Here is an 18,665-nt window from a genome sequence, read left to right as displayed (position 1 = left end):
TCGCTAAGCGACCACTTTTTTAGACTTTGACTTCAGGAAATACTAATGGCTCATTGAGCGTTTGACTCATGTTGCCAATAATCGCCTGTAAGTAGACTCGTAATTGCTGGAATTTAGTCACATTTGGCTGATAGGTTCCATCGGTCTCTAGCTCAAACAACCGACCTGCGAATAGATCACTGCTAAGGGTTGGATCTTCTAAGACGGCTCCATGTTCAGGCTCTTGCCAAGGGAAAATTCCTTCTGGCAAATCACCTTGCAAAATACTGAGGATGCGATCGCGACAAGCCTTAATATTGACACCCCGCATTTGTAACTGCTTCAGCAATTGGTTAGGATTGACAGATTGGGTGAGGTTGAGGCGGCAAATCTCTTGCAATAGGAAATAATCGGAATATTGCTGGCGTGCCACATCATGTAAGTTTGCATATAGGGGAGCAACTGCTAAACCATTGGCGACAACCGATGCACCCAAGGGATCGATCTTGGCATTAGGCAGTTTTTGGGCTAACCAACGGGACAGCAATGGAATATTCATAGTATTGCCAAGGAGCAGCACTTGGCGCACATCTTCTCCTAAAATACCCGCATTGCTAATAATGGCATTAAGTTCACGATTAATGCGTTGGATAAATGGTTGCAAAATCAAGTTTTCCACTTCACGGCGTAACACCACAATCGGCTGCCCCAGCAAATCCTCATTCCAACTATCAACACTAATGTCTTGCCCAAAGGTGACCTTAAGGCGATCGGCTAATTCCAACATCTGTTGACCAACATTAGAACCTAGTAAGTACTGTTGTAGGGGAATCCGTTGTTGTGGTGACTCTGTGGCGACTTCTGGCAAAGTGAGATGATCAAACTTGCAAAGATGACGATTGGGGTTAGTAATTAATTGCCAATGGGGATAGAACAACTGCACGATAATATCTTGGCTCAAGCTATTACCTGCATAGTCCAGACTGCGGATATGTAATTTTGAGCGATCGCTCGTTTTCCGATCCAGACTGCCTTTGATTAAACATAGACTGGTTGTGACTGCCCCTGCATCTATGAGGAGCGTAATTTCTTGGGAAGTTTTCTGCTCATGGATCAAAGCCAACACTGGAGCGATCGCTTGATCAACTGCCATTACCTGCTCTGGTTGTGCAACTAGTCCTGATTTGAGAATTGATTCGCGTATATTCAGTACATAGGTATCTGACCAACTCGCTGGATATCCAAATACCACACCACTGAGCTTTAATAAAATCAAGCCTAGATCAGGCAGTTTCGGATGATTGGCACGGGTTTGAATTTGTTCAATCAGATTTTTAAGTGCAGCGATCAACCAGCGCAAATTTGCCTGATGACTATCCGACCATTGAATAATTGGCTGCCAAGTACTAACTCCACGATAGGGTAATCCCAGTTTCAAGAACTGCTTAAAATGGGTGATTGCCACTTCCCCATTTTCTAAATCCGATATCTGGGATTTCTTAAGAAGCACCCGAATATCCTTAGTTATCGGATCATCCAGACTGTGATCTTCAGTCCAGACTAGCCGACAGGGAAGTTCATCAACATCATCTAAATACAAAGAATAAACCTTACCTGTATTAGCATTCAGTAAGCTAGTACGCAGTGCGGTACTACCAAAATCTATACCAATAACCCAAGTATCATCTAGGCTATATACTTCCTTCTCAGATGGAGGAGGTATGAGTGCGGCACTGCGAGATTCTACGACTAGTGAATCAATATCTAAAACATTGTCAAGACTGTCCGTAATCGGTGCGACTGATGATAGTCCAAGCTGCTCGCGGCGATCATCTAGCAAAGGCTCACGAAAATTAAAAGCATTTAAATCGTGGAGGAGATTGTCCCAATCATTTTCAACGACTTGATCTTGAGTATCCGCAAACTCATTGAGCAATAAGTCATCTGAGTCATCCTCAGCATCGCTGACTAAATCTTCTAAACTTGCTCCTGTAGATGATGTTGAGTCCCAATCAGGAGATAACGGAGATTCCTCTATCTCATTAGCAAATACATTGAGCTTACTATTTTCGAGGGATGCAAAAAACTCATCGGCGGATAGTTCTCCAACTTCAGGCTTACGGTCATAAGCGATCGGTTGAGTTAATTTTGCCTCCAAAGCCTCTAGAGCTGCACTCCACTCATCATCTTGGGTCACATTGCCAATCGGATCTTCTAAAACCGTTGCCATATCCTCAATCGGCGCAAAGTTAGTTTCCTCTGAAGAACCTGTGAGATCAGAGGTTTCTGTCCCCGCAAAACCTTGCAAAATTGTATCGAGTTCTTCAACAACCTCAATAGGCTCAGCAAAGTCGAAAGATCCTTGCATGGTAACAGCACCAACATCTATTTCAGCATACTCATCACGCTGCCACTCTTGCATGACTGTATCAATTTCATTTAGCTCTTGAATACGCGCATCATTTTTATTGGTAGGAGGCTGAGAGCCAGATGAGATATCTGAGCGCTCAAATTGATTAATAAAAACATGCTCTATCTCAGTATCAGGATCGAATCCAAATAAAAGCGTATCAAGTCTACTTTCATCTAATTTGTCTCTATTGCGATCAACAAATCCTTGAGAACTAGTGGAAACATCAGTTTCAGAATGAACATTACTAGATGATTCAGTTTGATTAGCCTGTCCAGTTGCTTGAAACAAGGCATCAATTTCATCATTGCTCTCAAATGGAGTCGGTGGGGCATACTTTGCAGCAGTTTCCGCAATTATGTCAGCAAAAATCGCATCCATATCTTCATCATTAGCAGAAGATTTTTCTCCTTGAGATTGGTCTTCTTCAGATGTCTGGGAAAATAGAGATTCAGGATCATCGAAAATTTCAGGAATTTCACTAGAGTCATTACTAAAAGGAGATGACTGCAATGCTGGATCAATAACTATTTCTGACTTCTCACTGAGTCGGTTAAATGGCAAATTATCTTGAGTATTGCCTAAGGCTTCAGCAGCAAATAAATCATCGGGATTATCAATGATGTCAGGAATTTCTGATACATCAGTTAACGACTGCTGTGTGGGTGATGATGATGCTTTAGCGGAGACATCAATAATTGTGGGATAAGCATGTGACTCGTCAGTCTGCCAGTTCGTTGCTGAATAGGGAGTATTCCGAATAAATTGATCTAGACTATTTGCAATATTGAGATCCGCACCTAAACCCGCATCAAGACGCTCTAGATCAGAACTCAATTCATTAACTAAGGAATCCTCCCATTCAGGAAATTCAACATTACTGACAGTTTTGTTAGTCAATAATATTAGGGATTCTTCTGAATCAGAGGCTTGATCACTAAAGGAATTATGAAAAAACTGATCAATTCCATTTTCTATACCATGATCTAGAATGTCATTTTCTGGCATCTCATGGGGGACACCTTGGCTATCTAGGGAATCAATAGCGCTATCATTTAGGATTGCTAAATCCGATATTGAGTTAGTAGGAATAGATGGCTGAGTTGGCGGCGGTTGCATTGGCAATTTTGCCATGTCGAGGGCATCATTCCCCAACCACGATAACAAATCCTGATCAGCAGAAACCTCAGCGATGTTTGTTGCTGAATTAGGACGATTGCTAGTTTCATCTAGCCATTGCAAAAGTTCAGCAGGTTCATCAATTGTTTGTCCTGCTTCACTGGCTAATGCGGAGGAAGTATTTAATGCTTGCAAATCAATTTCATCAATTTCTGTGCCTCTATTGCCTTGCTGATCAAAGGTTTCAACTAATTGGGTCTCAGCTTCTACATCAAAGTCGGGATTGAGATGAAGAGCATTAAGAGCACTTTGGTGATCGGAGATCGCACTCGTATCTAGGTCTAAATTTTCTATGTCACCTAGAGCTTCGGATAATGATTCAGAGGTTGTACTGACATCAGGAATCTCGAATAGAGTATCGGAGGGTGCACCTAAGACAACCTCTATTTCCGTAATTTCTGAGTCATCGTCATCAGAGCTATTAATGCTGCTATCATTGGCTATTTCATTTTCAGCAGAATCTTCTTGCTCCAACAGAGAATCTAATGCTTCTATATTGCTATCTTCATGATTAATATCTTCATGAACTACTTCATCTTGAGAAAGGACAATATCGAGAGGAGACACCTCAATAACTTGTGCTTCAACTGGCTCGACAATTGGCTCTCCAAATTCATTACCAGCTAACAAGGCATTGATAAGATTTTCGTCAGCAGGTTCAGCAGCAGTTTCTAGATATTGGGGTGGAATATCATCTGGTAATTCAGGCAATATGGTTTCTGGTGCAATCTGCTCAACTGGATTCTCTTTCTGTTGGCTAATCCGATCAACTAAGGCATTAATTAAAGCTTCTCCTTTTTGCTCTAGGGTCTCTATGTGACCGAGTTTCGCTTCGATTGAGTTTTGGTACTCTTGGATATCCTGCTCTAGCGATCGAAAAGTAGAGCTAAACATTTGATCTAGATGCAGTAAAAAACGATCTGTTTGCTCTTGCACCTTATCCGCAAATTCTTGCTCACGTTGGGAGTCAATATCTGGATTTGTAGCAGATGGTAAGCTACCTAAATTATCCTGTAGCGTCTCTTGCAGCGTTTGTGCTACGGTTTGGTTAACAGTTCCTGTAACAGTCTGCTGGACAGTATCAGTAATTTGATCGCGAATTTGATCCTGTAGGTAGGTCTTTACCGATCGCAAAGAATGGTCTAACGATTCCTGTTGTGAGGCTTGAAATTCTTGAAACTGTTGCATCCAAGCCGCACGATCAGATTCTAACTGCGAGATTTCAGCGCTTAACTTTTGCTTTTGTTGATTTAAGGTTATTAATTCCTGACTTATTTGAGATCGCTGTTGCGATTCGACCAGTTTATTTATGCTTGCCGAAATTTCACCCACCATGAGGGCACGTTCTACGGCAAAGGTTTGGCTAACAACTTGTTGCACAGATAGCTGAACTGACTCTTTGACCACCTGCTGCAATGTTTGTTGAATTGCTTGCTGGAGTGCGGCAATCATGCGATCGTTGACAAATGAATTGGATTCAGGTGTACCATTCGTCATTGTGCTAGTCTCCTGTATCAAGTCAGATTCAGCACCAAATGAGTTGCTAACTACTGGGCTGACTAATAGGGTTGGCAATGTTTCTAGTTTATCTGTTCTAGCCGATTGAGGGTTAGATGTGGGGCTATCAATATCTGTATGGCTTTTTTGCAAGCGCGTGACCAATGCTTGGCATTGTTTGTCTAAGTTCCCTAGCTGTGAGTCATCGGTTAGACCCTCAAGATGCGATCGCAATTGCTTTAGCTGCTCTCTTTGATGAATTGTATCTGGAGATGCTTTCCTAGATACTGATCCAACAGGGCGGCTCAGCAATGTATTAATTTCATCGATCAAACTACTAATCAGAACTTTTGACATAACGCCCCCTAGATGACCTCCATGACGACACAAATAAACAATGTTTAATAACAATGGAAAAGTGAAAGGCGAGTGAAAGAAATAAATTGGCAGTTAAATTTGCTCTCGAATGAGCTAAACTTTAAAGCCAAATTTGTTAGCAGACAATAGCACACATCTTTCCCAGTTTTTTGCTAATATCTTGGCGATTTTTCTATAAATTTTTTTGTGAGTTTCTGGCGAAGATAACTATGAAAAACAACTCGCATGTTTCTCCGATTTTTCCCGTGGTAAAGCACTTGCGTAGATTTACTAACTACTTGTTGGTCTCAGCGATCGCAACTTTATCAACGCTGGCGATCGCTAGCAGTGCTGTGGCTGAACGTCGTGAGGTCGATATTCGGATGCTCGTCAATCAAGATGAAGGTTTTGAGGTTATGACTCGTAAGGCTGAGACACTTGCGCGATCGGCGGCTCAACGCGCCTTTGATCGCGAAGTTCTAGTATCTGATGTATCTGTGAAAGTGACAGCCCAAAATCCATATCAAGATCAAGCCGCTATTATTTTGCAGCTGATTGTTTCCCGCAATGAGTGGTCAAGTCGTCCTGATCCCAAAGTATGGGCAACTTATTTCCCAATGGCAAAGACCCTAATTGGGATCAGATAATCAAATGAAAATAGGGGTAGTGCTATGCACCACCCCTAGAATTAAAAAGGGACGCTTTGCGTCCCTTTTTAGATTAGAACGAGAATACAGTTCTCAAAGTACCAACGAAAATGGTGCTTCCAGATACGTTATTAGGGTTAAAGACAAACTGAACATCAGGAGTAATACGAATATTGCTCGATACTGGGAAGTTGTAGAACAATTCCAAGTTAGTTTGAGTTGCATTGCCGATAGCGCTTGTGATCAATGGTTGACCAACAGCAATACCTGCCAAAGCGCCTTCTTTAAATAGATCTGGGAAAGCAAAACCAAACATCCAAGTTTGAGGACTCAAGCTTGTATCTGTAGAGGTAGCTCCACCAGTAAAGAGACCAGAAGTAAAGCTAGGGACAGTACTAATAGCAACACCACGATTGTCAATCGTACCGAAGCCATAGCGACCGAACAAAGCTGCACCTTTAGCAAACTTCCACTCAACGTTTACACCGCCACTGTTAATAGTTGCATTGTTTACTGCACCATTGGTGTAAAGCAGTTTGATCGCAAATGGCTTATCACCGTCAGCATTTTTAGGTGCAAACTCTAACTCAGCAGTTGCTTGGTAAGGATCTCCAAACAAACCACGATTGACACCCGTAGCTGCGGCTGGTTGGTTACCGTTACCAGCTAGGTAGAGACCGCGCAATGTGAAAGCACTCTTTGCAATATTCCAATCAAATGCAGCACCAGCACCACCATTTTGACCATTGATCAAAACATGGAGAGGGTTATTGATGAAGAATGTAGAGCTAAAGTCGTAAGCTTCATTATTGGCATAGGTGTTTACGTCAATGTGATCATATGCATGCATCACAGGACCAATAGATACACGGGCATCATTGCCAATATTGAAGTCATAGCGCAGTTTGGCGAGAGTGAAGGTTGAACCAGCAGTTAATCCTGCGTAGTCTTGACCATAGGTTCCAAAGCCAATGTTGCTGGAGTTATTAACACTGGAAGCATTCTGAATCGTAGAACCTGCACCAAATGCTGTTGGGATGCTAGTACCACCATTACCAACTTCTAGTCTTGTTAGTAACAAGTCGCTACCTGTAAAGCTGGTGTTGAGGTTGAGACGAACACGGCTAGTTACAAAAACATTAGTATTTGTTGGCGCAAGGGCATTACCACTTGCACCTGTTACCGCCATGATTGCTTCACCAGTCAGTTTGGTGGTGGTGGAGAACTGTTGAGCTTCAAGTTTGGTGACTTTGGCATCAAGAGCATCAACACGACCACGAAGGGTTGCTAGTTCAGCAGCAAACTCTTCTTGGAGCTTTTTCAAAGTGGCGAGGTCTTCTTTGCTAACCTTGTCAGCTAGACCTGCGGAAATAATTTCGTTGATTTTGTCTAAACAAGCATTCAAACCAGCTGCAAACTCGTAACGGCTAGTTGCTTGCTTACCACGGAAAGTGCGATCGGGATAGCCAGCGATACAACCGTAGCGCTCTACCAAGGATTGCAATGCGGTAAAAGCCCAATCAGTAGGCTTAACATCGCTGAGTTGAGATACAGAAGTTACATTCTGAGCAACTGGATCATTGCTCATAGTTTGGTTGATTTGCGAAACGGTAGTGGTTTCTGCAAAAGTTGGACTTGCGGCTACTGCGCCAATAACACTTAGCAAGCCAAGGCTACCAGCCAAATTCAAAGATACTTTTTTCATATTCCACTCCTCACGAGAGTAAATTTCGGTTTGATGCATTTCTGATATGTATGTATTCCGTCGGGATGACATATGAACTGACTTCTAATGAAACATTAGGTCAATCTATGGGAGTAGATTTATTCAAATTACTCTTTCATGACTACGGATACTGATAAGTTAGCTACATACATAAAATCATACATGTATCATAGCATACACGTATTTGATGTTCAGTCACCCAGTTAGGTCATTTCGCATCCTGAAATTCTTTTAAATTAACAGCTAAAATACTTTTTATAATTGTTTTATGTCTTCTATCGATCAGAACCTAAATTTACCCAATATCGCCCAGCAATTAGAGAGTGAAAATTCTCGCGATCGCCTTCGTGCCTTAGTGTCTCTACGCGATTTATCTCCTGAGGATGCTGTGCCTTTAATCTTAAAAGTGATTGATGACGATAACTTACAAATTCGTTCAATGGCAATATTTGCTTTAGGACTAAAACATACAGAAGATTGTTTTCCTGTGTTATCAAAAATTCTTGAAACAGAAGATGATTACGGGATTCGTGCTGACGCGGCAGGAGCCTTGGGTTATTTACAAGATAATCGTGCAGTTGAACCATTACTAAGAGCCTTCTATGAAGATACGGAATGGCTAGTGCGCTTTAGTGCGGCAGTCTCTTTAGGGAATTTAGGTGATGTACGTGCTTACGATGCCTTGATTCAAGCCTTGGATAGTGAAGAAACGATGTTACATCAGGCAGCAATCTCGGCTTTGGGAGAGGTTGGTGATTTGCGCTGTGTAGATAAGATCTTAAAATTTGCCCAGTCTGATGATTGGTTAACCAGACAACGTTTAGCTGAGGCTTTAGGACATCTCAAGTGCGATAAGAGTTTGTCAGCTTTAAACTATCTCGTTAAAGATCCCCATCCTCAAGTGGTAACAGCCGCAAGATATGCGCTTGATGCATATGAGACCAATACGTAATATCAGGATCAAGATAATGACAATAGTTTTAGCTGGTGATATTGGCGGGACTAAGACACTTTTACGTCTAGCAAAATCTGATGGGACAGAATGGCGATCGCTCTATGAACAGCGCTTTGCTAGCGCTAACTATGCCAGTTTCTCAGATGTTTTACGCGAATTTCTTACTCAGGCAAAGCAGCATTTAGGTGATCTGCCAACTTTGTCGGCGGCTTGTTTTGGGATTGCGGGACCAGTGCGCGATCGCCAATCGCAATTAACTAATTTAGGCTGGTCGTTTGATAGTGATTGCCTTGCTGAGGAATTTAATATTCCCAAGGTCAGCTTGATTAATGATTTTGTTGCGGTTGGTTATGGAGTTTTAGGGTTGCAGCCCCATGATTTGCATACTTTACAAGATGGGAATGTGGTAGAACGATCTCCAATTGGAGTCATTGGGGCAGGCACGGGATTAGGTGAGGCATATTTAGGATGGAATGGAGATCGCTATGAGGTCTATGCCACTGAGGGTGGACATACTGATTTTGCGCCGAGAAACGAGTTAGAAATTGAATTATTAAAACATCTACAAAAGCGTCACGAACGCGTATCTGTAGAACGGGTAGTCTCAGGAATGGGGATTGTGGCAATTTATCAATTTCTGCGCGATCGCCAAGCTGCACCTGAGTCTTCAGATATTGCCGAAAAGGTGCGTCAATGGGAATCGGGAGATGTGGAGTCAGGAGCCGCCGCCGCGATCGCTAATGCTGCTTTAGCAAATTGTGGAATCAATAGTGAAACTAATGTCGATCATCTCGCCACAAAGACAATGCAAATGTTTGTGGAAGCCTATGCTGCCGAGGTTGGGAATTTAGCTTTAAAGTTAATTCCGAATGGCGGCTTATACATCGCAGGAGGCATTGCTCCCAAAATCTTACCCTTACTTCAGGATGGCACATTTCTGCGGATACTCAAAAGTAAGGGCAGAGTTAGTCCTGTATTAGAGGATATTCCCATTCACATTGTGCTGAATCCTGAAGTGGGGCTAATTGGCGCAATGCTTTATGGAGCTAGCCTGTGAATATCCCAAGTTTGATCATCCTTATGGGTATATAAAAAGCGATCGTGCAAGCGGTTAGTGCATCCTTGCCAAAATTCAAAGCTATTCGGAACTACGCGATATCCTCCCCAGAAATCAGGCAAGGGAATTTCCCCATCCATAAATTTCTGTTTAATCTGTTCAAATTGCATCAGTAGAAGTTGTCGAGAAGAAATAATAGAGCTTTGTTGAGAAGTCCATGCTCCTAGCTGGCTACCGCGAGGACGAGAGCTAAAGTATTGTAAGGATTCGGTAGTGCTTACCTTCTCAGCAGTTCCTGTGATATGAACTTGACGCTGTAGCGGTAGCCAAGTAAACAGAATTGAAACCTTGTGATTATTCTCAATCTGTTTCGCCTTACGACTTTCATAGTTAGTAAAAAATACTAATCCCTTCTCATCAAAATATTTTAGTAATACTGTCCGCATAAATGGTTGACCATCGGCATTAACAGTTGATAGCGTCATGGCATTAGGTTCTAGCAACTCAGCATTACATGCCTGCTGAAACCATTTTTCAAACTGCTTAAAGGGATCATCATGTAGATCTTTGCGTCTTAGTTCCCCCTTTTTATAATCTTCTCTTAGCGCATGGATATCCATTTTCTAAACTCTATAGGAACGACTGATTTTAATCTCAGTATATATTGCTTTTCAAGTAAGAGAGGTACAACTGGTCGTCTTTTCGCCGCAAGTGGCAGATTCACTAGGCTGAGAAATGCTACATAGCGATCGCTTCTTGAATTATTCCAAAAGATGAAATGAGATGGTATTTTGCTAGTCATTGAAATTGCTGATTCTTCTCTTAATCATGATCGCAATATTAAAAGCTCACTTTATGCAGAAGTGGGAATTGAGAACTAATGGCTATTTAATATAGTAGATAGACTTATCGTAATGCCCAAGGTAAGAGGGATTCAATTTAACAAGGAACCGATTTTTTGTAGTGTGGCTTCGCTGCACTACAAAAAATCGGTTCCTTGTTTTCAACTATATCCAAAGAAAATATGTTCTTGCCCATCAAGCGATCGCCTTGCCAGCATTTACTAATACGAGCATAGAATTGAGCAAGATTTTATCTATGGATATGTAAAAGTCAAGCTTAGTAAGGATTTTGAGTTTTCATTTTGCCGTAAGCAAAATGAAAATCTTTATATCTGTAGCTTTTTGTTAAGCAGTGTGAAAAACCACGATAAGATCTTAATTAGTTGAACCAAATTATTTAGCAATCCTGATCGCATGATTTTCCCTGAGTATTCTGACTTTATTAAGCTTGCTGAGCAGGGCAACTTTGTACCTGTATATATGGAACTGGTAGCGGATCTGGATACCCCTGTGTCGGCTTGGTATCGTGTCTGTCAAGGTCAACCCTATAGCTTTTTGTTAGAGTCAGTCGAAGGTGGCGAGAGAATTGGGCGTTATAGTTTATTAGGTTGCGATCCCCTATGGGTATTAGAAGCAAGGGGCGATCGCACAACGCAGACATTTCGTGATGGCAATGTCAAAGAATTTATTGGTAATCCCTTTCAGCATTTGAGTGAATGCCTTGCACCGATTCAGCCTGTGCATTTGCCACAGTTGCCACCGAGTCTGGGGGGACTATTTGGCTATTGGGGCTATGAATTAATTAATTGGATCGAACCGAAAGTACCTGTGTTTCCCTGTCAGGAGGGAGATACCCCTGATGGTGTATGGATGCAGGTGGATAGTCTGTTGGTATTTGATCAGGTCAAGCGCAAGATCTGGGCGATCGCCTATGCCGACTTGAGTAATGGCAATGATCCTGAAGCTGCCTATAAATCCGCTAGCGATCGCTTGACGATATTAGTGGATAAATTGCGATCGCCCCTAGATCGGCAGAAGACCGCGATCAAATGGACAAATCCTCGATTACAGCCGCCTGTGAACTTTACGAGCAATGTCACCCGTGAAAAATTCTGTAAGGGAGTTGAACAGGGTAAAGAGCATATCAAGGCTGGTGATATCTTCCAAGTAGTCCTCTCGCAACGTTTGACGACAGAATTTAAAGGTGAGCCATTCAGTCTGTATCGTTCCTTGCGCGTAGTTAATCCTTCGCCCTATATGGCATTCTTTAACTTTAAGGATTGGCAGCTCATTGGATCTAGCCCTGAAATCATGGTGAAGGCAGAAGTAATTAATGGGGTATCAAAGACTGTACTCCGCCCGATCGCAGGTACAAGACCTAGAGGCGCAAACTCCCTAGAGGATGCAGAACTTGCCAAGGATTTACTTGCCGATCCTAAGGAAGTTGCTGAGCATGTCATGCTTGTGGACTTAGGCAGAAATGATCTGGGTCGCGTTTGCAAAAGTGGTACGGTCAAAGTCGATGAGCTAATGTCCATTGAGCTTTATTCCCATGTCATGCATATCGTCAGCAATGTCGTCGGAGAAATTCGCCCCGAAAAAAATGCTTGGGACTTACTGCAAGCCTGTTTCCCTGCGGGTACGGTTAGCGGTGCGCCTAAGATTCGTGCGATGGATATTATCCATAACTTAGAAGGCGATCGCCGAGGTACTTATGCAGGAGCCTATGGTTACTATGATTTTGAAGGACAGTTAAATACTGCCATTACCATTCGCACGATGGTAGTCAAGGATGGCAAGGCAAGCGTACAGGCTGGTGCTGGTGTGGTTGCTGATTCCGATCCTGAGAAGGAATATCAAGAAACCTTAAACAAGGCAAAGGGAATGCTGGAGTCATTACGCTGCTTAGGTTAATGAAATCAGAGTTTTGCCTTGGCAAAACTCTGATTTCATTAATTTTTAGGATAATGTGAGTTTGGGATAGTTTGAAACGGTCTTGGATAGAGGGTTTGGTATACAAACCCTTTCTATCCAAGACCAAAAGTAAAAGACTTGCTACGCAAGTCTTTTACTTTTGGGATTTTAAAATTTGCCAGCTTAACCCAAACTAACGTTACTTCATATAGCAATGTAAGTTTTGCTTAGGATATAAACCCAAATAAGTGAAGGCGGCACGAAGTGCCGCCTTCACTTATTTGGGTTTTGACTGGACATTATGCATATTGCAACTATTGTGGGAGATATAAGGTTATAAATATCTTTTTCATAAGGATTAGGATTTATGGACTCCCACCAAATAGCCCTATATCAGAGAATTCAGGAGTTCTCCTTAGACGAACCTGAATCTCAATTATCTTTTAGCAAGCGCTTAGCCAGAGACAATGGCTGGTCATTGAGTTATGCCCAAAGGGTGATCGCTGAATATAAAAAGTTTGCGTTTCTCGCAGTTGTAGCGGGGCATCCCGTCACACCCTCTGACCAAGTTGATCAAGTTTGGCATTTGCATCTGAGCTATACGCGATCGTACTGGCAGGAGTTTTGTCCCCATATTTTACAAACCCCTCTCCATCACAATCCAACCCGTGGCGGCTTAGCAGAAGGCGTAAAATTTGAGGATTGGTATAGCAAGACCTTAGCTAGCTATCAACAATTTTTTGGGATACCACCCCGTGATATCTGGTCTACCCCAAAAGATCGATTTAGCAAAGATCTGCATTTTGTCCGCATTAATACACAACAGAATTGGGTGATCCCCAAGTTGTCTCTACCCCATTTCCCAAAATTACAGCCAAAACAGCTAATTACCTTCTCTCTTTTATGCATTACCTCGATCGCTGTTGTCAGTTGTCAATCAGGCTCTAACAATGCCAATCCATTAAATTACAATGGTTCGGAATTTTTATCTTTCTACTTTCAACTATCAATATTGGTAATTCTCTTAGCCTGTGGTCTTCGCTATTATCTACGGCTACCTAGTGAGAGTCCTATGCAACCACCTAAAAATCTTGATGCTTATGAAGTCGCCTATCTGGTTGATGGCAATAAACGGGTTTTTGATACTGCGATCGCTAGTCTTTTTCAGAAAGGCTATATCACCATAGAATCCAAACTCCGTAGGATATATTGGACAGGCTCAATCGAGAAATTATCCCATCCAATCGAAAAGGCAGTTGCAGAAATGCTGCAATCCTATACCTACATTGACAGCATTCCTAAATCAAAGTTATCTGCAACCCAAGCAATTCGCGATCGCCTACAAAATTGGGATCTGCTCGTCAAGCCACAACAAGCATTTATCGCCAAAATCTACCCAGCAATTTTAATCGCTTGCTTATTAGGATTGGGAATTGCTAAGATTTTAGTAGGACTCTCCCGTGGTAAGCCTGTTGGTATTTTGATTGCAATGTGTGTGATTGTTGCAATCATTGGGCTAATTTTTAGTCAGAAAGCAGTTCATCGTAGTCGTTATGGCGATCGCTTTCTCAGTAATCTGCGTAACCGTATACCTAATAAGGTCTTTAGCCTTAATGATGTTCAACTCCCTCTCATCGTTGCACTTTTGAGTATCGTAATTTTGCCAAATGATGCATTTGCTGACTTAAAAAGCCTGCTGACACCAGTATCTAGTAGTAGTAGTGGTGATGGTAGTAGTGACGGCGGCGGTGGCGATGGAGGAGGTGGCGGCTGTGGCGGCGGCGGTTGTGGTGGTTGTGGCGGCTGTGGTGGTTAGCCCAATCAATAATTTTAGTAACTTACAGATAATGTTCTGACGATGGAAAAAATTTGGGCACAAATAGAAAATTGGTTCAGAGCTAATGCTCCGCAGGTTCTTGAATCATTGCAGATAGGTGCTTCTGATACTGAAATAGCAGAATTAGAAGAATTCCTTGCCATTCAGCTACCTGAAGATGTCAAGGCTTTGTATCGGATTCATAATGGGCAATCCGATTATACTTACAGTTTCTTTGATGGAAGAGAGTTTCTCTCTCTTCATAGAATTAAAGATGAATGGCAAATCTGGAAAGAGCTTCTAGATAATGGCACTTTTCAAGATAGCAATGGACAGGATCAAGGCTGCGATCCCGACTTAGGCATTCGTAATCTCTGGTGGAGTGACAAGTGGATTCCACTAACCTATGATGGTTGCGGTAATCATGATTGCCTAGATTTAGCTCCTGACGCATCAGGGACTTTAGGGCAGATCATCACAATGTGGCATGATGATAGCGAAAGAAAGATCGTTGCACCTAGTTTTCGGGCATGGCTACAAAATTACGCCGAAGGTTTAGCCTCAGGAAAGTTTATTTTTTCAGAGGAATATGGAGGGGTTATCGAAGCTGCCACTATCCAATCATCACCCAATACATCCCATCTGGCGCAATGAAACCAACGGAAGGTTCCCCGAACTCGTTAGGGACTACAGCACTCACGTTATAAGCATTACTACTAAGAAGGCGATCGCGAAAAGCGTAAATGTCATCCACTTTATAGGTGAATAGACTGATACCTAAAGAACCAGGTTGAGAGAACTCGCGTTTGTCCACAGTAGGATAGAGCGGTGTATAGACCTGAAATACTCCTGCGATCGCCCCTGTTGCCGCGAAAGACGAATAGCAAAATTCTTGTCCATCTTCCAACATCAAAATTTGGCGAGTTGCCGTATTTTGGTATCCCGATCTTTTACCATTTACCAATGTTTCTAAGCCAAATACTTCTCCATAGAAAGTAGCGATCGCATGATCGGAAGTAACAAAGCTAGAATGTGTGCCCTCACTAACTGCCAAGGGTGACTCTAGAGGAATTGTGCCATAGCCTGCACGGGTGTAGTTATAGCGCTGGAAAAAGGCTTGTCTGGTTTCTGCACCAATGACAAACATTTCTCGAACACCAGTAAACCGATTATAAAGTCCAGTCCCTTGATGACCAATGCCTTCAATGCCGCGAACAGGGTCAGTAAAAATCCAGTTACCTCCATTAGCATTTTCATCAACAAAAGCATCTGCGATCGTATAAATGTCTTGTACCAACGAAGCAAACCAACGACTACCAACAACCATTGGTAAGGTATTTGCTAGTCCTTGATTGCGGGGATTCTCCCAGCCCATTATCCGTAATAAACCATGCGTAGATGAGTTGCCATTTTGCAGTCGAATTGATTGGAGATTTGAAGCATGACCATAAAGTAGCTCGGTATGCTCTGCATTCAATTGACCTCGCTGCACTTCACGATAGCCAAACTCTGCCCAATACTTTAGGGTTCCTTCTAGATCTCTTGTCCCAATGCAATTTTCAAAAATTCCGCTAATCATGCTTGCATTCTTGCAGCGCCTTGTGCTGATATAGGTTAAGGATAGATTTTTCGCATTACCATAACAATATTTTAGTCTAGACTTTTGGGAGCATCTCACTTTGGTGCAGTCGCAATTTTACCAAGAGCCTAGAACAAGGGGCTTAAGCCCCTTGCCTGTATCCCATGTTCCAATCAAAAAAATTCAACTTAGAGTTTAAGATAGCAATGCAATATGTTTTAATCATTCACGAAGTCGCAGATTATCCAGCTTGGAAAAAAGTTTTTGATGCTGCTGCCAAAATTCGCAAGGAAGCTGGCGAACGCTCCTATCAAGTTCTCAAATATGAGCATGAACCTAACAAAATTGTCCATTTCTCAGCATGGACTGCGATCGCTGATGCAAAGAGATTTTTTGAATCACCTGAGTTAGTCAAGATCAGAGCAGAAGCAGGTGTCAAATCGCCTGATTTTATTTATCTAGAACAACTTGAATCTGGCATTCTCTAACTTCCTAAAAGGAACCAAATTTTTGATAGTACGGATTCACTGGACTACAAAAAATTTGTACCTAAGTATAAGTAACTTGAAACCCCAGATTACCATGCCGTTCGCTATGCGAACGGCATGGTAATCTGGGGTTGGTTTTACAACTATGCTGAGATACTTAGTTAACTTCTTGATTTATTTCTTGAAGGGCTAATTTAGGAAATAGAATCACGAAGAAGCCCATCCATGCAGATATAGGAATTGCCACGATAATTGTGAGCCAAACTATTTTAAACAATAGCCAACTACCAGTAATAATTGAAAACCCAGTTAAAATAATTGACCAAGGCTGACACCAGAAAGGCTTATGATTCCAAACACTATCAGTTTTTTCTAAAGTCATTTTTTGAGTTCCTATCTGTAAAGAGGTCGTGCTAGTTACGACCTCTTTACATTTTACATGCGTTCTAAAACACGAATACCAAGTAGATTTAAACCAAGCTTAAGGGTCTTGGCGGTAATGTCGCAGAGACTCAAGCGGGAGATACGTTCAGATTCTTCAGCTTGTAGCACAGGGCATTGCTCAAAGAATTGATTGAACTTTTGGCTGAGTTCAAAGAGATATTGGCAAAGACGATTAGGATAGAGTTCTTCCGCCACTGCATCGATCGCTTCCGCAAATTGCAACAAATGCTTAGCCAAGACAATCTCTGGCTCTTGCGTGAGCTTGACTGCGTCCACATTTAAACTAGCAAAATCGATCTCGCCTTTGCGTCCAATGCCCTGCACTCGCACATAGGCATAGAGCATATAGGGAGCCGTGTTGCCTTGCAGAGCCAACATCTTATCGAAGCTGAAAATATAGTTGCTGGTGCGATTTTGGGAGAGATCGGCATACTTGACTGCACCGAGCCCAACGGCTTCAGCGACATCCTGCTTAAACTCCTCTGAGGCATCAGGATTGCGGCTTTCGATGTCGGCACGGGCGCGAGTAATTGCTTCTTCGAGCAGACTCTTGAGGGCAACGGTATCTCCCGATCGCGTTTTAAACTTTTTGCCATCATCACCCATCACCAAACCAAAGGGAACATGGGTAGTCTGCACCGTTTCAGGAATCCAATTGGCACGTTTAGCGACTTGGAAGACTTGGGCAAAATGTCCCGATTGACCGATATCGGTAACGTAAATAATGCGCGTGGCTTTGTCCTCACGAATGCGATAACGCAGGGCTGCGAGGTCAGTAGTGGCGTAGTTATAGCCGCCATCGGATTTCTGGACGATCAGGGGTAAAGGCTGACCATCTTTATTGGTAAATCCTTCTAAGAACACACATAATGCACCTTGATCTTCTTGCAATAATCCAGTTTCACGCAGATCAGTAATTACATCTGAGAGAAAGGGATTGTAAAAAGATTCGCCACGTTCAGTAACTTGGATATTCAGGGCATCATAAATCTTTTGGAACTCGCGGCGAGACTGCTCGCAAAGTAATTGCCATGCCAGTTTTGCCGATGGTTCACCTGCTTGTAACTCCACAACGGCATTCCGCGAAGTTTCCTTGAAGGCTTCATCTTCATCAAAGCGTTTTTTGGCGGCGCGATAGAGTTCTACTAAGTCACCGATCGCGATCGCATCAGCTTTCGTCAACGCATCGGGATAGACCTCACGCAGGTATGTAATCAACATCCCAAATTGGGTTCCCCAATCACCGACATGGTTAAGACGGAGAACTTCATGCCCCTGAAATTCTAAAATCCGCGCAATACTGTCACCGATAATCGTCGATCGCAAATGTCCGACATGCATTTCCTTAGCAATATTTGGGCTAGAGAAATCGACAATTACACGCTCAGGTTGATCAACTTTAGCGATCGCTAAGCGATCGCTTTTTTGCATTTTTGCTAATTGGTTTTCTAAGTAACTAAGTTTTAGCTTTAGGTTAATAAAGCCTGCCCCCGCGATCGTAGGTGGTTCAAATATTTCATTTATCGATGTGTCGGCTAGTAAATTTTCAATAATTTTTGCAGCTACATCTTGCGGCTTTTGTTTTAGCTTCTTGGTCAATCCCAGAGCCGCATTACATTGATAATCCCCAAATTTTGCATCCTTAGAAGGGGCAACAGCAGGATCATGGTTGGTATATTCTTCACCAAAGGCAGAGGCGATCGCCTTAGAGAAGCGAATTTTCAGATCGGATAAAACAGAAGTGGTCATGGGTTAATAATTGCTTTGAGCATAGG

At 42.5% G+C, this 18,665-nt stretch carries 13 protein-coding genes; 7 read left to right on the top strand and 6 right to left on the bottom strand.

Annotation, left to right across the window (positions count from 1 at the left end; translation table 11 throughout):
* Nucleotides 1-19 precede the first annotated feature (19 nt).
* Complete coding sequence (locus HC246_RS14615; protein ID WP_169364016.1) at nucleotides 20-5,422, bottom strand: hypothetical protein; 5,403 nt, start codon at nucleotides 5,420-5,422, stop codon at nucleotides 20-22.
* A gap of 230 nt (nucleotides 5,423-5,652) precedes the next feature.
* On the opposite strand from HC246_RS14615, the gene HC246_RS14610 reads away from it, so the two are divergent.
* A complete protein-coding gene (locus HC246_RS14610) occupies nucleotides 5,653-6,069 on the top strand; it encodes a hypothetical protein (protein ID WP_169364015.1) in 417 nt (138 codons plus the stop codon).
* A 73-nt stretch (nucleotides 6,070-6,142) separates the two neighbouring features.
* On the opposite strand, the gene HC246_RS14605 is transcribed toward HC246_RS14610, so the two are convergent.
* Nucleotides 6,143-7,774: an iron uptake porin gene (locus HC246_RS14605; RefSeq protein ID WP_169364014.1), complete on the bottom strand. Its 1,632-nt coding sequence runs from the start codon at nucleotides 7,772-7,774 to the stop codon at nucleotides 6,143-6,145.
* 289 nt (nucleotides 7,775-8,063) lie between these two features.
* Between HC246_RS14605 and HC246_RS14600 the strand changes: the two genes are divergently transcribed.
* Together HC246_RS14600 and HC246_RS14595 are read left to right on the top strand one after the other, a co-directional pair.
* Complete coding sequence (locus tag HC246_RS14600) at nucleotides 8,064-8,747, top strand: HEAT repeat domain-containing protein (protein WP_169364013.1); 684 nt, start codon at nucleotides 8,064-8,066, stop codon at nucleotides 8,745-8,747.
* A 16-nt stretch (nucleotides 8,748-8,763) separates the two neighbouring features.
* Nucleotides 8,764-9,807: a glucokinase gene (locus HC246_RS14595; RefSeq protein ID WP_169364012.1), complete on the top strand. Its 1,044-nt coding sequence runs from the start codon at nucleotides 8,764-8,766 to the stop codon at nucleotides 9,805-9,807.
* Here the strand turns inward: HC246_RS14595 and pdxH are convergent.
* Nucleotides 9,789-10,427 (bottom strand): pyridoxamine 5'-phosphate oxidase, encoded by a 639-nt coding sequence (pdxH, locus tag HC246_RS14590; RefSeq protein WP_169364011.1) that lies wholly within the window; start codon nucleotides 10,425-10,427, stop codon nucleotides 9,789-9,791. The genes HC246_RS14595 and pdxH overlap by 19 nt on opposite strands.
* A 636-nt stretch (nucleotides 10,428-11,063) precedes the next feature.
* Here pdxH and trpE point away from each other — a divergent pair.
* From trpE to HC246_RS14575, 3 genes are all read left to right on the top strand, one after another.
* Entirely contained in the window at nucleotides 11,064-12,563 is a 1,500-nt protein-coding gene (trpE, locus tag HC246_RS14585; protein ID WP_169364010.1) for an anthranilate synthase component I, read from the top strand.
* Nucleotides 12,564-12,930: 367 nt separating this feature from the next.
* Nucleotides 12,931-14,379, top strand: coding sequence for a TIGR04222 domain-containing membrane protein (locus tag HC246_RS14580; RefSeq protein ID WP_169364009.1), 1,449 nt, complete (start codon nucleotides 12,931-12,933; stop codon nucleotides 14,377-14,379).
* Nucleotides 14,380-14,421: 42 nt separating this feature from the next.
* Nucleotides 14,422-15,033 carry an SMI1/KNR4 family protein gene (locus HC246_RS14575; protein ID WP_169364008.1) on the top strand — a complete coding sequence of 204 codons (612 nt, stop codon included), beginning with the start codon at nucleotides 14,422-14,424 and terminating at the stop codon, nucleotides 15,031-15,033.
* Here the strand turns inward: HC246_RS14575 and HC246_RS14570 are convergent.
* Entirely contained in the window at nucleotides 14,993-15,958 is a 966-nt protein-coding gene (locus HC246_RS14570) for a hypothetical protein (protein ID WP_169364007.1), read from the bottom strand. The two genes, HC246_RS14575 and HC246_RS14570, sit on opposite strands and share 41 nt — an antisense overlap.
* A 206-nt stretch (nucleotides 15,959-16,164) precedes the next feature.
* Here HC246_RS14570 and HC246_RS14565 point away from each other — a divergent pair, with 206 nt between their 5' ends.
* Nucleotides 16,165-16,446: an antibiotic biosynthesis monooxygenase gene (locus HC246_RS14565; RefSeq protein ID WP_169364006.1), complete on the top strand. Its 282-nt coding sequence runs from the start codon at nucleotides 16,165-16,167 to the stop codon at nucleotides 16,444-16,446.
* 157 nt (nucleotides 16,447-16,603) lie between these two features.
* Here the strand turns inward: HC246_RS14565 and HC246_RS14560 are convergent, their stop codons facing one another.
* Complete coding sequence (locus tag HC246_RS14560) at nucleotides 16,604-16,828, bottom strand: DUF6737 family protein (RefSeq protein ID WP_169364005.1); 225 nt, start codon at nucleotides 16,826-16,828, stop codon at nucleotides 16,604-16,606.
* A gap of 53 nt (nucleotides 16,829-16,881) precedes the next feature.
* Nucleotides 16,882-18,639: an arginine--tRNA ligase gene (gene argS, locus HC246_RS14555; protein WP_169364004.1), complete on the bottom strand. Its 1,758-nt coding sequence runs from the start codon at nucleotides 18,637-18,639 to the stop codon at nucleotides 16,882-16,884.
* Nucleotides 18,640-18,665: the final 26 nt, after the last annotated feature.

Origin of the sequence: Pseudanabaena yagii GIHE-NHR1 (genome assembly GCF_012863495.1) — a bacterium.
GTDB lineage: Bacteria > Cyanobacteriota > Cyanobacteriia > Pseudanabaenales > Pseudanabaenaceae > Pseudanabaena > Pseudanabaena yagii.
The sequence above is the reverse complement of the archived record's forward strand: the minus strand, read 5'-3'. Positions and strand labels throughout refer to the sequence as shown.

Coding starts and splice junctions, on each gene's coding strand:
- HC246_RS14560 (WP_169364005.1), bottom strand. CDS start 16,828: ATGACTTTAGAAAAAACTGATAGTGTTTGGAATCATAAGCCTTTCTGG.
- pdxH (WP_169364011.1), bottom strand. CDS start 10,427: ATGGATATCCATGCGCTAAGAGAAGATTATAAAAAGGGGGAACTAAGA.
- HC246_RS14570 (WP_169364007.1), bottom strand. CDS start 15,958: ATGATTAGCGGAATTTTTGAAAATTGCATTGGGACAAGAGATCTAGAA.
- HC246_RS14615 (WP_169364016.1), bottom strand. CDS start 5,422: ATGTCAAAAGTTCTGATTAGTAGTTTGATCGATGAAATTAATACATTG.
- HC246_RS14600 (WP_169364013.1), top strand. CDS start 8,064: ATGTCTTCTATCGATCAGAACCTAAATTTACCCAATATCGCCCAGCAA.
- HC246_RS14575 (WP_169364008.1), top strand. CDS start 14,422: ATGGAAAAAATTTGGGCACAAATAGAAAATTGGTTCAGAGCTAATGCT.
- HC246_RS14605 (WP_169364014.1), bottom strand. CDS start 7,774: ATGAAAAAAGTATCTTTGAATTTGGCTGGTAGCCTTGGCTTGCTAAGT.
- HC246_RS14580 (WP_169364009.1), top strand. CDS start 12,931: ATGGACTCCCACCAAATAGCCCTATATCAGAGAATTCAGGAGTTCTCC.
- HC246_RS14610 (WP_169364015.1), top strand. CDS start 5,653: ATGAAAAACAACTCGCATGTTTCTCCGATTTTTCCCGTGGTAAAGCAC.
- argS (WP_169364004.1), bottom strand. CDS start 18,639: ATGACCACTTCTGTTTTATCCGATCTGAAAATTCGCTTCTCTAAGGCG.
- HC246_RS14595 (WP_169364012.1), top strand. CDS start 8,764: ATGACAATAGTTTTAGCTGGTGATATTGGCGGGACTAAGACACTTTTA.
- HC246_RS14565 (WP_169364006.1), top strand. CDS start 16,165: ATGCAATATGTTTTAATCATTCACGAAGTCGCAGATTATCCAGCTTGG.
- trpE (WP_169364010.1), top strand. CDS start 11,064: ATGATTTTCCCTGAGTATTCTGACTTTATTAAGCTTGCTGAGCAGGGC.